The sequence below is a fragment of the Burkholderia sp. BCC0322 genome, assembly GCF_902833045.1.
Classification (GTDB): domain Bacteria; phylum Pseudomonadota; class Gammaproteobacteria; order Burkholderiales; family Burkholderiaceae; genus Burkholderia.
In genome coordinates, this window is record NZ_CADFDU010000001.1 from 580,130 (window position 1) to 594,499 (window position 14,370).

12 protein-coding genes are annotated in these 14,370 nt (G+C 66.0%); 11 read left to right on the plus strand and 1 reads right to left on the minus strand.

Features of this window, described 5'->3' with window-relative positions:
* The first annotated feature begins 153 nt into the window (after nucleotides 1–153).
* The 11 genes from HWX39_RS02720 (at nucleotide 154) to HWX39_RS02770 (ending at nucleotide 13,132) form a co-directional block, all read left to right on the plus strand.
* Nucleotides 154–1,560, plus strand: a complete 1,407-nt coding sequence (locus tag HWX39_RS02720) for an undecaprenyl-phosphate glucose phosphotransferase (protein ID WP_175965442.1) — start codon at nucleotides 154–156, stop codon at nucleotides 1,558–1,560.
* Nucleotides 1,561–1,646: 86 nt separating this feature from the next.
* Nucleotides 1,647–2,831 (plus strand): polysaccharide biosynthesis/export family protein, encoded by a 1,185-nt coding sequence (locus HWX39_RS02725; RefSeq protein WP_347879563.1) that lies wholly within the window; start codon nucleotides 1,647–1,649, stop codon nucleotides 2,829–2,831.
* Nucleotides 2,828–3,316, plus strand: coding sequence for a low molecular weight protein-tyrosine-phosphatase (locus HWX39_RS02730; RefSeq protein WP_175965443.1), 489 nt, complete (start codon nucleotides 2,828–2,830; stop codon nucleotides 3,314–3,316). The genes HWX39_RS02725 and HWX39_RS02730 overlap by 4 nt, the downstream gene beginning before the upstream one ends.
* A gap of 7 nt (nucleotides 3,317–3,323) precedes the next feature.
* Nucleotides 3,324–5,573, plus strand: a complete 2,250-nt coding sequence (locus HWX39_RS02735) for a polysaccharide biosynthesis tyrosine autokinase (protein WP_175965444.1) — start codon at nucleotides 3,324–3,326, stop codon at nucleotides 5,571–5,573.
* Between the two features lie 19 nt (nucleotides 5,574–5,592).
* Nucleotides 5,593–6,771, plus strand: a complete 1,179-nt coding sequence (wecB, locus tag HWX39_RS02740; protein WP_175965445.1) for a UDP-N-acetylglucosamine 2-epimerase (non-hydrolyzing) — start codon at nucleotides 5,593–5,595, stop codon at nucleotides 6,769–6,771.
* Between the two features lie 28 nt (nucleotides 6,772–6,799).
* On the plus strand, nucleotides 6,800–8,044 hold the full coding sequence (gene wecC / locus HWX39_RS02745) for a UDP-N-acetyl-D-mannosamine dehydrogenase (protein WP_175965446.1): 1,245 nt from the start codon (nucleotides 6,800–6,802) through the stop codon (nucleotides 8,042–8,044).
* Between the two features lie 20 nt (nucleotides 8,045–8,064).
* The gene (locus tag HWX39_RS02750) at nucleotides 8,065–9,351 is read left to right on the plus strand and encodes a hypothetical protein (RefSeq protein ID WP_175965447.1); all 1,287 of its coding nucleotides are present in this window, start codon (nucleotides 8,065–8,067) and stop codon (nucleotides 9,349–9,351) included.
* A complete protein-coding gene (locus HWX39_RS02755) occupies nucleotides 9,348–10,598 on the plus strand; it encodes a hypothetical protein (protein WP_175965448.1) in 1,251 nt (416 codons plus the stop codon). Before HWX39_RS02750 ends, HWX39_RS02755 begins: the two co-directional genes overlap by 4 nt.
* A 65-nt stretch (nucleotides 10,599–10,663) precedes the next feature.
* Nucleotides 10,664–11,611: a glycosyltransferase family 4 protein gene (locus HWX39_RS02760; protein WP_175965449.1), complete on the plus strand. Its 948-nt coding sequence runs from the start codon at nucleotides 10,664–10,666 to the stop codon at nucleotides 11,609–11,611.
* A 35-nt stretch (nucleotides 11,612–11,646) separates the two neighbouring features.
* Nucleotides 11,647–12,372 carry a WecB/TagA/CpsF family glycosyltransferase gene (locus tag HWX39_RS02765; protein ID WP_279613058.1) on the plus strand — a complete coding sequence of 242 codons (726 nt, stop codon included), beginning with the start codon at nucleotides 11,647–11,649 and terminating at the stop codon, nucleotides 12,370–12,372.
* The gene (locus tag HWX39_RS02770; protein WP_175965451.1) at nucleotides 12,362–13,132 is read left to right on the plus strand and encodes a heparin lyase I family protein; all 771 of its coding nucleotides are present in this window, start codon (nucleotides 12,362–12,364) and stop codon (nucleotides 13,130–13,132) included. Before HWX39_RS02765 ends, HWX39_RS02770 begins: the two co-directional genes overlap by 11 nt.
* 75 nt (nucleotides 13,133–13,207) lie before the next feature.
* On the opposite strand, the gene HWX39_RS02775 is transcribed toward HWX39_RS02770, so the two are convergent.
* Complete coding sequence (locus tag HWX39_RS02775) at nucleotides 13,208–14,224, minus strand: 1-aminocyclopropane-1-carboxylate deaminase (RefSeq protein ID WP_175965452.1); 1,017 nt, start codon at nucleotides 14,222–14,224, stop codon at nucleotides 13,208–13,210.
* Between the last annotated feature and the right edge of the window lie 146 nt (nucleotides 14,225–14,370).

A 14,370-nucleotide genomic window follows, 5' to 3' on the forward strand; every position in this document is an offset into this window, starting at 1 on the left:
GGTCAGTGTCAATCGAATCGGATTCGCATTACTAATCAATAGATGAAGTCGATCATCGGTTCGGGAGTCGATCCGTGCCGGCGTGGCGTGCATTGGGTGACGATGCGCTGACGCTCCATTGCCGCTCGACCGCGACGGTGATCGCCCAGGGTTATGCCTTCATTCAACCAAACTAGATACACACCCGCCGTTCGCGGAAAAGCGTCGCGGTTCAGGTTGCTGGATGCCGCGCTGCTTGTCGTTACCGCATGGGCGGCGAGAAGCTGGCTGGGCGGCTCGCCGTCCGCCGAATCGGATGCCGTGCTGATGGCCGTTTCGATCGCGTGCGCACTGGTCCTGTTTCCGTTGGTCGGCTTGTACGACGATCCCAAGCGCCGCCTGTCATGGCGTCGCGTGTGGCTCGCGCCGGCCTGTCTGGCCGTCGCGTTGTGTGTCGGCGCGATTTCCGTCACGGCGCACGACCGGCAATTTCCCATCGTGCTCGAGTGGGTAGCCGGCTGGTTCGCGTTGTCGGCGGTCGCGCTCGTCGTGTCGCAGGCCGGGCGGTGGTGGCTCGGCGTTGTCGCGGCGGCGCGGCATGCGCGGCGCAAACCGGTCGCGCTCGTCGGGCATCTCGAACGTTGCCGGACGCTCGTTGGCCGCGATGCGCGTGAAACGTGGCGGCCGTTCCGGATAGCCGCGATCTTCGACATGGCCGGTCCGTCGCCGATCGGGCCGGACGAACCGGCCGTGCATCGTGACCTGGCCAAATTCGTCGAGCACGTGCGTCGCGCGCAGGTCGGGGAAGTCTGGATCGTGCTGCCGTTGTCGGAGGCCGATCGCGTCGGCGAGATCGTCCGCGCGTTCGCCGAGGATCTGGTCGACATCCGCTTCATGCCGGATCTCACCGGCATGACGCCGCTTCATCCGGACGGCGCGATTCGTGGCCGCGCGCTCGATCTCGTGTCGTCGCCGCTGTCCGCGCGGGCGCTGGCGGGCAAGGCGATGTTCGATCGCGTGTTCGCGGGCCTGGCGTTGATCGGAATCGCGCCGCTGATGGCCGTCGTTGCGCTGGCGGTCAAGTTGTCGTCGCCGGGGCCGGTGCTGTTCCGGCAGCAACGCAGGGGCGCTTACGGGCGCGTCTTCACGATCTACAAGTTCCGGACGATGCGCATGTGCGACCCGCGCGAGCCTGGCGAAGTCCGGCAGGCGACGCAAGGCGACCCGCGCGTCACGCGTGTCGGCGCGCTGTTGCGGCGCACGAGCCTCGACGAACTGCCGCAGTTCTTCAACGTGCTGAAGGGCGACATGTCGGTGGTCGGGCCACGCCCGCATGCGGTGGAGCACGACCGCTTCTACCGGCACCTGGTCGACGGCTATATCCAGCGCTACCGGATCAAGCCGGGCATCACCGGCTGGGCCCAGGTCAACGGCCATCGCGGCGAGACGGATCGCATCGAGAAGATGCAGAGGCGGATCGAACACGATCTCTATTACCTGAATAACTGGTCGTTTGCGATGGACATGCGGATCGTGGCGGCGACCGTTCTGTATGGATTCACGCATCGCAATGCCTATTGAATGACGCGTCGACGTACGGCGTCTGGACAACGGAAATGGAAACAGGAAAACGGCCCGGCTCTCGGGCGCAACGATTGCGATCGGCGATGACGGTCTTGCCCGTCGTGCTGCTGTCCGCCTGCGCGGTCGAACCGGGCATGCATATGAACCTCGCGCACGATGCGCCTCACGATGAGGGTATCGCGACGCAGACATACGAAGGCGGCTTGACGGTGTCAATGCATCGCATCGTTGCGGCATCGCTCGGCCAGCCGCAAAACGCACCCGCTTTGCGTGAGGCGGCGGCGTCGGTACCGATCGGGCCGATCGACGGCGAGTTGATCGCGGCCCAGCGGCGCGAGGCGCGCACACAGGATGAACGCATGCGCGCGGCGCTCTTTGCCGCGCCGGCGCCATACGCGATCGACGCGGGCGACGTGCTGCAGATCACCGTGTGGGATCACCCCGAACTGGCCGCGGCGCAGGGCAGCCCGGGCACGCAACAGGTGCGCCCTGCCGATCCGCCGGCGGGCTTCGTCGTCGATCAGGCCGGCAACCTGGCTTTTCCGTACGTGGGCGAACTGCATGTCGCCGGCATGAACACGAGCGAGATTCAGTCCGCGCTTCGCGCGCGGCTGTCGAAGTGGTTCGTCGCGCCGCAGTTGACGGTGCGCGTTGCGTCGTATCGCGCGAATCGCGTCTACATCGACGGCGAAGTTCATGCGCCTGGCGCGCAACCGCTCAACGACACGCCGATGACGTTGCTCGAAGCCGTCACGCGCGCGGGCGGCTTCACGGCCGACGCCGATCAGAGCCGCATGACGCTCGTGCGCGACGGTGCCGCCTATCCGGTCGACCTGCCGGGCCTGATTCGCGAGCGCGTCGATCCGTCGCGCATCGTGCTACGCAACGGCGATCTGCTGCAGGTCGGCGCGCGCGACCAGTTCGGCGTGTACGTGATGGGCGAAGTCAACAAGCCGACGACGGCGCTGCCGCTGCGCAACGGCCGGCTCACGCTGGCCGACGCGCTGTCGCAGGCCGGCAGCGTGAACCAGGGTACGGCCGATCCTAGGCAGACCTACGTGATTCGCGCCGGCGCGGACCGGCAGGCGCAGGTGTTTCATCTGGATGGCAGCTCGCCGGTGTCGATGGTGCTCGCCAACGAGTTCGAGCTGCAGCCGCGCGATGTCGTGTACGTCGACAGCACGAAGCTGGCGCGCTTCGGCCGCGTGCTCGCGCAACTGCTTCCGGCCATCAACGCGGGCCTGACGGCCGCGATCGTCACGAAATGATGAAACGGATCCTGGTGGTGTGTACCGGCAACGTATGCCGCAGCCCGGCCGCGCAGGCGCTGTTGTCGCGCGCGCTGCCCGGTCGCACGGTGGAGTCGGCCGGCGTCGCGGCGATCGGCGGGATGCCGGCCGACCCTGTGATGAATGCACTGTTGGCCGCACGCGGCTTCGACCTGTCGGCGCATCGGGCACGGCGCGTCGATCACCGGACCTGCTGGTGGGCCGACCTGATTCTGGTGATGGAGGTCGCACATCGCGAACTGATCGAGCGGTCCTTCCCGATGATGCGCGGCCGCGTGTATCGGCTGACCGAGCGATACCGGACCGATGTTCCGGACCCGTATCGCCGAAGCCGCTACATCTACGACTACGCGATGCAGCTGATCGAGCACGGCGTTGCAGATTGGGCCGCGCGGATCGCCACTTTCGAACCGAACCAGCAGCATCCGGATACCGGCGCGGATACGCCGGAACACTTGCGGTGAGCCTCAAATGAACGCATCGAACCCACGCCAACCCCATTTACGCGACGCCGATGAACTCGACGTGCGCGGCATCCTCGACGTGCTGATCCGGCATGCAGGCCGCATCGCCGCGATCACGGTGGCGTGTGCCGCGCTCGGCGCGGGCTATGCGATCGTCGCGAAGCCGGTCTACAAGGCAGACATTGCCGTGCAGGTCGAAAGCGGCGGCTCGGACCTGCGCAGCATGGCGGAGGGCGGGCTCGTCGGCGGCCTCGGCGCGCTGTTCGACGTGAAGTCGACCGACGACGGCGAGATGGAAATCCTGCGCTCGCGGCTCGTGACCGAACCGGTCGTCGACGGTCAGCATCTGTACATCGAAGCGCGTCCGCGCCGCGTGCCCGTGATCGGCTCCGCCGTCGCGCGCTTCAATCGCGGGCTGTCGACGCCCGGCCTGTTCGGGATCGGCGGATTCGTCTGGGGCAACGAGCGCATCGATGTTCCGGCATTCGACGTGCCGCGCGACTTCCAGAAACATGCGTTCATCGTCACGTCGCTTGGCGACGGGCGCTATCGTCTGTCCGGCGGCGATCTCGATCGCGATGTGGAAGGCGCGATCGGCGAGCCGCTGCGCGTGAAGACGGCCGCAGGCGACGTGACGCTGCAGGTGGCCGGTATCGAAGCCGAAGCGGGCGCGCAGTTCGTCGTGAAGGCGGGCTCGAGGCAGGTCGTGCTCGCCGAACTGCAGAAGAAACTGACGATAGCGAATCGCGGCAAGGATCAGTCCGGCGTGATCGGCGTGTCGTACGAAAACCATGATCCGGTGCGCGCGGCCGCCGTGCTGAACGCGATCGCCGACAACTACGTTCGGCAGAACGCGAGCCGCAAGGCCGCTACCGCCGAGAAGTCGCTGGCGTTCCTGAGCGACCAGGTACCGACCGTGGAGCGTCAGTTGCGCGCGGCCGAAGATCGCCTCAATGCATACCAGGCCCGCCACGAAATCGTGGACCTGACCGAGCAGGCGAAGGCGATGCTGACGCAATCGACCGCCGCGCAGATGTCGCTGTTCGAACTCGAACAGAAACGGCTGGCGTTGGCGTCGACGCTGACGCCGGCTCACCCGGAGCTCGCGGCGGTCGACCGGCGGATCGCCGCCGCCAACGCGCAGATCGGGACGATCAACGACACGATCCGGCGCTTGCCCGACGCGCAGCAGAACGTCGTACGCCTGCGCCGCGATGTGACCGTGCAAACGGAGATCTATGTCGGCTTGCTGAACAGCATCCAGCAGCTTCGCCTGGCGACCGCGAGCAAGATCGGCAACGTGCGCGTGATCGATCGCGCGATCGTACCGGACGAGCCCGTGCGGCCAAAGCCGGCGCTGGTCACGGTGATGGCCGCCCTGATGGGGCTCGTGCTCGGCACGTGCGCCGTCATCGGCCGCGCGGTGCTGTTCGGCGGCGTGACCGATCCCGCGGAGATCGAGCGCGACACGAACCTGAACGTGATGGCGACGATTCCGCACAGCGTTGCGCAACACCGGATCGCGGAGCGTGACGCTGCGGCAGGCGGGGCGACGGTCCTGGCGCTGGCGCGACCGAACGAACCCGCGGTCGAGGCGCTGCGAAGCCTGTGCACGGCGCTGCGGTTCCAGTTGATGGACCAGCCCGACGGCAACCGTGTGCTGATCACGGGGCCGTCCGCGGGTGTCGGGAAATCGTTCGTGTCGGCCAACGTGGCCGCGCTGCTCGGACAGTCGAACAAGCGAGTGCTGCTGATCGACGGCGACCTGCGTCGCGGCGAGCTGGCCAAGCGCTTCGGCATGCGGCCGGAGATCGGCCTGTCGACCGTCCTTCGCGGCGGCGCGACCGCCGCCGACGCCATCGTGCGCGACGTCGCGCCGAACGTCGACCTGCTGCCGGCCGGCCCGTATGCCGATCGGCCCGTCGAACTGTTGTCGTCCGATCGTCTGTCGGCGTTGCTGATGCACGTCGCACGCGATTACGACGTGGTGCTGCTCGACGCGCCGCCGCTGTTGCCGGTGACGGACGCCGTCGTCCTGGCCGCGCATGCGGACACGATCCTGCTCGCGGCACGTGCCGGCGTCACGACCTCGGGCGAACTGCTCGAAGCGGCGAAGCGGATCGAACGCGTCGGTGCGCGCGCGACCGCGGTCGTGTTCAACGGCTTCTGGCCGGGGCTGCGCTCCGCCCGGTACGGCAACTACGGCGCGTACGGGTATGACAACGCCGATTCGCAAACCGCTGCGGATCGCACGTGATCCGCCGACGGAGATTCCGATGACCCATCACCACGAAAACATCCTCGTCACGTTCGGCACCCGCCCTGAAGCCATCAAGATGGCGCCGCTCGTCCATGCGCTGCGAGCCCGCGAAGGCGTGCGCTGCGGCGTCTGCGTGACGGCCCAGCATCGCCACATGCTCGATCAGGTGCTCGACCTGTTCGGCATCGTGCCGGATTTCGATCTCGACCTGATGCGCGCGGGGCAAACGCTCGGCAGCCTGACCGGGCACATCCTCAATGCGCTCGACCCGGTGCTGGAATCGTTCCGGCCCGATCTCGTGCTCGTGCACGGCGATACGACCACGACGCTCGGCGCGACGCTCGCGGCGTATTACCGGCGCATTCCGGTCGGTCACGTGGAAGCCGGGCTGCGCACCGGCAACCTGTATTCACCGTGGCCGGAAGAGGCGAACCGGAAGGTGACGGGCGCGCTCGCGCTGCATCACTTCGCACCCACCGAAACCTCACGGGCGAACCTGCTGGCCGAAGGCGTCGAAGCCGCTCGCGTGCACGTGACCGGCAACACCGTGATCGACGCATTGCTGACGATCACCGAGCGCCTCAAGCACGACCGGGCGTTGGTGCAGCGGATGCGCGAGCGGTTTCCGTTCATCGACGACGAGCGGCGCATGATCCTCGTGACCGGCCATCGCCGCGAGAACTTCGGCAGCGGTTTCGAGCAGATCTGCGAAGCGATCGCGACCATCGCGAAGCGCTATCCGGCGTGCCGCATCGTCTACCCGATGCACCTGAATCCGAACGTGCGCGAACCCGTCACGCGGCTGCTCGGCGACATCGGCAACGTCATGCTGATCGAGCCGCAGGAGTACTTGCCGTTCGTCTATCTGATGAGCCGCGCGTGGCTGATCCTGACCGATTCCGGCGGGATCCAGGAAGAGGCGCCGTCACTCGGCAAGCCGGTGCTCGTGATGCGCGACACCACCGAGCGGCCGGAAGCCGTCGCGGCGGGCACGGTCCGGCTGGTCGGCACCGAAGTCGAGCGGCTGGTCGGCGCGGTGGTCGAGCTCTGGGAAGACGGCCGCACCTATCGCGCGATGAGCCGCGCGCACAACCCGTATGGCGACGGCCGTGCAAGCGAGCGGATTGCGGATCTGCTGGTCTCGCCGCCGATCCTGACGCAGGGGCCGGCATACCTGGCCGGCTCGCCCTGCTGAATCCCCCGACGTCTGGAGAACCTCATTCATGTCTTTCGAAACCGTTTCCGTCATCGGGCTGGGCTACATCGGCCTGCCCACCGCGGCGGCCTTTGCCGCGCGCCGTAAAAGCGTGGTCGGCGTCGACGTGTCGCAGCACGCGGTCGACACGATCAATCGCGGCGAGATCCATATCGTCGAACCCGAACTGGACATGCTCGTGCATGCCGCCGTGACGCAAGGCTACCTGCGCGCGACGGCAACGCCCGAGCCGGCCGATGCATTCCTGATCGCGGTGCCGACACCGTTTGCCGACGGCAACAAGCCGGACCTGACCTATATCGAGGCCGCATGCCGGTCGATCGCGCCGGTGCTGAAGAAGGGCGACCTGGTGGTGCTGGAGTCGACTTCGCCGGTCGGGGCGACCGAAAAAATTGCCGCGTGGCTCGCGGCGCACCGCCCGGACCTGAGCTTTCCGCAACAGGCCGGCGAGCGCTCGGACATCCGTATCGCGCATTGCCCCGAGCGCGTGCTGCCGGGCCACGTCGTGCGCGAACTCGTGGAGAACGACCGCGTGATCGGCGGAATGACGCGCAAATGCGGCACGCGTGCGCAGGAGCTGTACGAGGTGTTCGTGCGCGGCGAGTGCATCCTGACCGATGCGCGCACCGCCGAAATGTGCAAGCTGACCGAGAACGCGTTTCGCGACGTGAACATCGCGTTCGCGAACGAGTTGTCGGTGATTTGCGACCAACTGGACATCAACGTGTGGGAACTGATCCGGCTGGCGAACCGCCATCCGCGCGTCAGCGTGCTGCAGCCGGGGCCGGGCGTGGGCGGCCATTGCATCGCGGTCGATCCGTGGTTCATCGTCGATTCCGCGCCGGAGCACGCGCGTTTGATCCGAACCGCGCGCAACGTGAACGACGACAAGCCGCATTTCGTCTACGAGCGCGTGCGGCAGGCGGCGAGCCGGTTCCGCGAGCCGGTGATCGCGTGTCTCGGGCTTGCGTTCAAGGCGGATATCGACGATCTGCGCGAGAGCCCGGCGATGGAGATCGTCGAAGCGCTGGCGCGGAACGCCGGTGCGACGCTGCTGGTCGTCGAACCCAACATCGCCGCGTTGCCGGCGTCGCTGGAAGGGAAGACCCGGCTGTGCGATCTGAACACCGCGCTGGCCGAAGCCGACGTGATCGTGATCCTCGTCGATCACGCGCCGTTCCGGCGAATGGACCCGGTGCGGCTGCAGACCAAGGTCGTGATCGACACGCGCGGCGTACTGGCGCGCGGGTAACGGGCGGACGCACAAACATCATGCTGCGAAATGCCGACGCCGAAAAGCTGCTGGGCCGTGTCGAAGCGCTTGTCTGTACCGGCGCGCCCGGTCTTTATCGCGTGCTGACGTTCTGGGTCGTCCAGCGGATCTATTCGCTGGACGAGCTTGGGGCTGCGGCGTCCAACCTGTCGATCGCGCAGATGATCGGCTTCTTCACGGCCATCGGCTGGGCGACGCTGATTCTGGTACGCGTACCGGCGACCGACGGGAAGCAGGCGGCGCGCGGCGCGTTCTACTCGCTGGTGTCGATGGCGGGATGGACCGCCGTGGCCGCCACGTTCGCATGTGTGCTGGTGTCCGCGACCGGCCTCGTCGCGTTCGATCTCGGCGGCGTGGTCGCGCTGATGTGGGGCTGGACCGTGTATCAGCTCGCGCGACATTTCTTCGTGTCGTACCGCCGCTACCGGATCACGATCGCGTTCGACTGCCTGCTGATCGTGGGCTCGTGCGCGATGCTGTGGATCGGCACGCGCCACGGCTATTCCGCGTCGTCGTGCCTGGCCGTTGCGCTGGTCATGGTGGCCGTCGCGATGTTCGCCGCGATCGGCGCACCCGATCGTCGCGCGTTTTCGATGCGCATCGACGTGAAGGGGCTGCAGTTCGGACTGACCAATTTCCTGTCCGGCGGCATCGCGCTGGTGACCGTACCGGTGGCGAAGGCGATGTGCGGTGCGTCGTTCGCGGGGATGCTGTCGTTGTTTTCTTCGGTGACCGCGATCGGCAATCTGCTGCCGCGCGCCATTTCGATCGCGCAATTGCCGGACCTCGTGAAGCGGAAGAAGGACGAGGCGCCGCTCGATGCGACGCTGGGCGCGATGCGGCGCAATATCGACCTGTCGAATCTGGTCGTACTTGTCGCGAATCTTGCGATGGTGGCAGGACTGACCTACCGATACGGGCTCGACGGCCACGGCGTGTCCGCGGTGCTCGCGGGCGGCGTGCTGCTGGCGATCCAGTGCGCGGCCGGCGTGCTCGGTGTCGTCAGCAGCAACGTGATGATGGTGTTCGAGCAGAGCGCGGTCACCGCGCGGATCAACATCGGTACATCGGCGTTGTTCGTCGCGTTGCTCGGCGGCTGCGTCGTCATCGGCGGCAAAACCGGGTTTTTCTGCATGCTGGCGTCAGCGGTGGTCGTGACGCTGATCCGGAACGCGATCGTCGTGATGCATGCACGGCGGGTATGCGCGGCCTATACGGAATCGATCAGCGCGTTGGGCGTCGCCGATATGAAAGCGACGCCGGCGGCGTCGGGAGCGCGTCCATGAACGCGGCCGCCCGATTCCCGGCGATCGTGCCGCACCGTCGATCGCGCATCGCGGACCTGGGCGCCGGACTGCTGGCGCTCGCTTACTTGGTCTTCTGCGTCAGCGATACGCTGCTCACGCTCGACGACGATCGTTCGCAGGTCGTGAAGGTCGGCGCGTTCGGCCTCGTGTTCGCGGCGATCCTGCTGCGTCCGCGCTTTCACCGGTTGGCCGTTCTCGCGCTGCCCATCGCCGTGTCGCTCTGCATCGGAATGCTGCTGTCGTTCAACGTCCATGCCGGGATCGAGGAGCTCGTCCGCTTCCTCTTTCCGGTCGCGATCACGGTGGCGATTTTCCCGTATCGCGACCGGCTCGACGTGCTGGTCAAGACGTTCGTCGGCGTGGTCGTGAGCAACGACCTGTTCCAGCTGTATTTCTACGTGTCGTATGCGGTTGGGCTGCCGCTGTTCATGCCGGTGCGGATCGACTCGGGATTGTTCCTGCGTGCGCAGGGATGGATGGGGTTCTTTTCGGAGTTCAGCTTCATCAATCTCTGCGCGTTTCTGCAGTGCCGCTGGTACTGGTCCGGCCGTCGCGCGGCAATCGCGTCGTGGGGTTTCCTGGTCTTCGCGTTGCTCGGCTTCTCGTTCAAGCTGTTCGCGGCGTTGGCGCTCTATCCGTTCGTGAGGAACGTCAGGGATGTGCGCGCGTGGCTGGCTGCCGCCGGCATAGCGGGCATGATGCTCGTGCTGATGGCGATGGGCGTGCTGGATGCGCTGTTGAAGGTCGGCATGGCGAAGATCCTGTTCTACGTCGTCGCTGGCAATTCGGCGCGCGCCGAATCCTATCGCGTGATGTTCGAGTCGATCCGCAACGGCAATCTGCTCGGCGAAGGGCTGGGCAGCTTCGGCGGCCCGGCATCGGTGAAGTTCTCGTCGCCGCTCTACCAGCTCTATCACTTCGACTGGTACGGGCTCGGCGGGTTGTTGAAGACCACCGACACGTTCTACCCGCACCTGTTCGTCGAGATGGGCATGTTCGGTGCGCTGGCGTGGCTGGTGTTCGTGCTGGGATACGGACAAGGGCGATGCAAGCCGGCTGTCTGGTTCTACATCGTCGGCGCGTTCTGCTTCGACAACATCTTCTCGATGGCATTTGTGTCGCCGTCTTACGTATTTTCCGCGCTGCTGGCGATGTATGCGTTCTCGTGGGGGCGGCCCCGCGTCCGCCCGGCGCATCGCGGCGCGGCGGTGGAGGTTCGCTCATGAAAATTCTCGTCGTTACGAACATGTATCTCGGCAGCAACCGCGCGAGCCCCTGGCAAGGCGTGTTCGTGACCGAGCAGGTCGACGCGCTGCGGCGTTCCGGCGGCTGCACGGTCGACGTGCTCGTCATCGAAGGGTATCGCGGCAAGCGCGAATACCTGCGCTCGATCTTGCAGGTGTGGAGGGCCGCTCGTGCGGGCCGGTACGACATCGTGCATTACCACTTCGGCCTGAGCGCGTGTTCCGCACCGCTGGTCCGGCTGTTCACGAAAGCGCGGGTTGTCATCACGTTCCACGGCACGGACATCCTGGGGCCGCTCTGGATGCGCGCGGTGTCGAAATCGATGGCCTGCTTCGCACATGCGTGCATCGGCGTGAGTGCGGAAATTTCATCGCGCCTGATCCGGCTGCGCCGCCGCTGCGTGACGATTCCGTGTGCTGTCAACGAGATGGTCTTCGCCGGGGATCGCGACGATACGCTCATGAAATCCGCCGTGCCGATCGTTGTCTTCCCGTCGTCGCCGAAGCGGCCGGAGAAGAACTATCCGCTGTTTTCGCTGGTGCTGCGGCAGCTTGCGGAACAACACGGCATCCGGGTGCAGGAGCGGCATATCGACGGTCTCGATCGCGGCGAGGTGCGCGACCTGCTGGCGCGTGCAGCGTGCTTGCTAATGACGTCGACCCGGGAAGGGTCGCCGCAATCGGTCAAGGAAGCGATGGCGCTCAATCTGCCGGTCGTATCGGTCGATGTCGGCAACGTGCGGCAACTGCTCGACGGCGTGTCGCCGGGCATGGTGGTGTTCGACCACGATGCGGGCCGTCTCACGAACGAGCTTGCCGATGTGTTGAAGGCTGGCGTGCGATCCAACGGGCGCGAGAAGCTTGCGGCGCTCGGTTACTTCTCCGCGGATGTGTCGGCGAAGTTGAAGGAGCTGTACGCGTTGCTGCACCGGTCGTCGCGATTTGCCGACGATATTCCGGATGTCAAAAAAAATGATGGTGAGGCCTTGCAATGAACCGCGCTGAATTCTTTTCATGCCCGATCCATCTGATGTCGATGAACGATACGGTGGACTGGATCGGCGCGAGAGTCGAGAAACGGCAATTCACGCAGCACGTCGTCGTCAACGTCGCGAAGCTCGTCAACCTGCAGCGCGATGCGGAACTCGCCGCGTCGGTCCGCGAATGCGACATCGTCAACGTCGACGGCATGGGTGTCGTCTGGGGGGCGCGGCTGCTCGGCATCCCGGTGCCGGAGCGCGTCGCGGGCGTGGATCTGTTCGCACGGCTGCTGGCGCTGGCCGAAGCGAAAGGGCTGCCGGTCTATCTGCTCGGCGCGACGCCGGAGGTCGTCGAGCGGGTCGTCGCGGTGACGGCGGCACGCTATCCGCGGTTGCCGGTCGCCGGATATCACCACGGTTATTTCTGGGACGACGAACAGGCGGTCGTGGACGACATCCGCCGGTCGGGCGCGCGGCTGCTGTTCGTCGCGATCACGTCGCCGCGCAAGGAAAACTTCATCAATCGCTGGAAATCGCAGTTGGGCGTCGATTTCGTGATGGGCGTGGGCGGGACGTTCGACGTGGTGGCGGGGAAGGTGAAGCGGGCGCCGCCGTGGATGCAGCGCAGCGGGCTGGAGTGGGCGTTTCGCGTGATCCAGGAGCCGGGGCGGATGTGGAAACGCTATCTGTCGACCAACAGCCGCTTCCTGGCGATGCTGGCGCGCGCGTATGTGTCGCGGTTGTTTCGGCGAAAGGGAGAGCGGGATGCGCGGTAGCTTCGTCGTTGCCGCATGCGTGCTCGTCGCGTCGGTTTGCCACGCGGGCCCGGAAGGCGGCAAGCATGACGATACGCGCTTCTATCGGTCGGACTGGGCGCGCGGCATCGATTCGCGGCTTCGTTTGCAGGAGCCGGTGGCGCAGAACATCACCACCGCCGAAATTCCCGGTATTCACGGCACGCTGTTGAGGGTGACGATGAACCGCTCGCAGGATTTCAGCAGCGTGGCGAGCGGCACGCCACGTGCCGAGATCAGCTTCTCTCCGGTGTTTCGCTTCGTCAACGGTCGCGACTACGAGGTGCGCTGGTCGACGGTCATTCCCGCCGACTACCGGTTCGATTCCAGACAGCCGGAACTCATCGCGCAGTTGCATCAGGGCGGCAGCGACGGGTCACCGCCGTTTGCGTTGCTGCTGAATAACGGGAAGTACGAAGTCGATGTGCGCGGCGCGCCGGGCATGCCGAGCCGATCCATTGCGTTCGGCGATCCGTCGGCGGATCGCGGGAAACGGGTCTGGTGGGTGCTGCGGTATCGACCGGACGATTCAGGCGTCGATGCGCTGACCGATGTGTTCCGGAACGGCGAACGCGTGGTGCATGTTACGGGCGTACCGAACGCATATCCGAACGATCGCGACGCTTACTTCAAGCTCGGCCTCTACAAATGGTGGTGGAAGACCCGCCCGTCCGACGTGACCGAGCGAACGATCTATTACGGCGACATCGAGATGAAGGCACTGCGTGAGATGGCCCGATGAGCGGAGCCGGACCCGGCGGATGCGGTGCCGGTTCGACGGAGGCGTGACGCCGGTGCACGCCTCCGCCCGGCCCCATCACCCGTTGCGGAAAATCTCCGCATACGCACTCAACGCCGGCACGCCGCCGAGGTGCGCATACAGCACCTTCGAGCCCGGCTCGAACTCCCCGCGCCGCACCTTGTCGATCATCCCGTGCATCGATTTTCCTTCGTACACAGGATCGGTCAGCACGCCCTCGAGCCGCGCGCACAGACGAATCGCCTCGAGCGTGCCGTCGTTCGGCAGCCCATATTCGGGGCCTGCATAACGCGTGTCGAGCACGACGTCCTGCTCGTCGATGCGACGCCCGAGCTCGACGATTTCAGCCGTATGCCGCGCGATGCGCGTGATCTGCGCATGCGTCTTCTCCCGCGTAGCGGATGCGTCGATCCCGATCACGCGATCAGCGCGCCCGTCCGCCGCGAAGCCGACGACCATCCCCGCCTGCGTGCTGCCCGTTACCGAGCACACGACGATGTAGTCGAACTTGAAACCGAGTTCGGCTTCCTGCTGCCGCACCTCCTCGGCGAAGCCGACGAAGCCGAGCCCGCCGAGCGGATGCTCGGAGCAGCCGGCCGGAATCGGATACGGCTTGCCGCCCGCCTGCCGCACGCTCTCCATCGCTTCTTCCCAACTACGGCGGATGCCGATGTCGAAGCCGTCGGCAACGAGCCGCACGTCGGCGCCCATCATCCGCGACAGCTGGATGTTGCCGACCTTGTCATACGCGGGGTCCTCATAGTTGACCCAGTGCTCCTGCACGAGCACGCATTTCATCCCGAGATGCGCGGCAACGGCCGCGACCTGACGCGTCTGGTTCGACTGGACGCCGCCGATCGACACGAGCGTGTCCGCACCCTGCGCGAGCGCGTCGGGGATCAGGTATTCGAGCTTGCGGGTCTTGTTGCCGCCGAATGCGAGGCCGCTGTTGCAGTCCTCGCGCTTCGCATACAACTCGACCTTGCCGCCGAGGTGCGCGCTCAGGCGCTTGAGCGGCTGGATGGGCGTGGGGCCGAAGGTCAGCGGATATCGGGGGAAGCGTTGCAGGTTCATCGGCTTTTGTCTCCGGAAAGGCAGGGTTGGCGCGAGCATCGGTGCGCTCGGGAGCGGCCGGCACGCGGTCTCCCGATGGAAAAATGATAGGCAAGCACGCGAGAAATGAGCTTGCGAAATAAATATAGCCGACCTACGTTAGTAAC

Coding starts and splice junctions, on each gene's coding strand:
- HWX39_RS02730 (WP_175965443.1), top strand. CDS start 2,828: ATGATGAAACGGATCCTGGTGGTGTGTACCGGCAACGTATGCCGCAGC.
- HWX39_RS02775 (WP_175965452.1), bottom strand. CDS start 14,224: ATGAACCTGCAACGCTTCCCCCGATATCCGCTGACCTTCGGCCCCACG.
- HWX39_RS02720 (WP_175965442.1), top strand. CDS start 154: ATGCCTTCATTCAACCAAACTAGATACACACCCGCCGTTCGCGGAAAA.
- HWX39_RS02750 (WP_175965447.1), top strand. CDS start 8,065: ATGCTGCGAAATGCCGACGCCGAAAAGCTGCTGGGCCGTGTCGAAGCG.
- HWX39_RS02735 (WP_175965444.1), top strand. CDS start 3,324: ATGAACGCATCGAACCCACGCCAACCCCATTTACGCGACGCCGATGAA.
- wecB (WP_175965445.1), top strand. CDS start 5,593: ATGACCCATCACCACGAAAACATCCTCGTCACGTTCGGCACCCGCCCT.
- HWX39_RS02755 (WP_175965448.1), top strand. CDS start 9,348: ATGAACGCGGCCGCCCGATTCCCGGCGATCGTGCCGCACCGTCGATCG.
- HWX39_RS02770 (WP_175965451.1), top strand. CDS start 12,362: ATGCGCGGTAGCTTCGTCGTTGCCGCATGCGTGCTCGTCGCGTCGGTT.
- HWX39_RS02725 (WP_347879563.1), top strand. CDS start 1,647: ATGACGGTCTTGCCCGTCGTGCTGCTGTCCGCCTGCGCGGTCGAACCG.
- wecC (WP_175965446.1), top strand. CDS start 6,800: ATGTCTTTCGAAACCGTTTCCGTCATCGGGCTGGGCTACATCGGCCTG.
- HWX39_RS02765 (WP_279613058.1), top strand. CDS start 11,647: ATGTCGATGAACGATACGGTGGACTGGATCGGCGCGAGAGTCGAGAAA.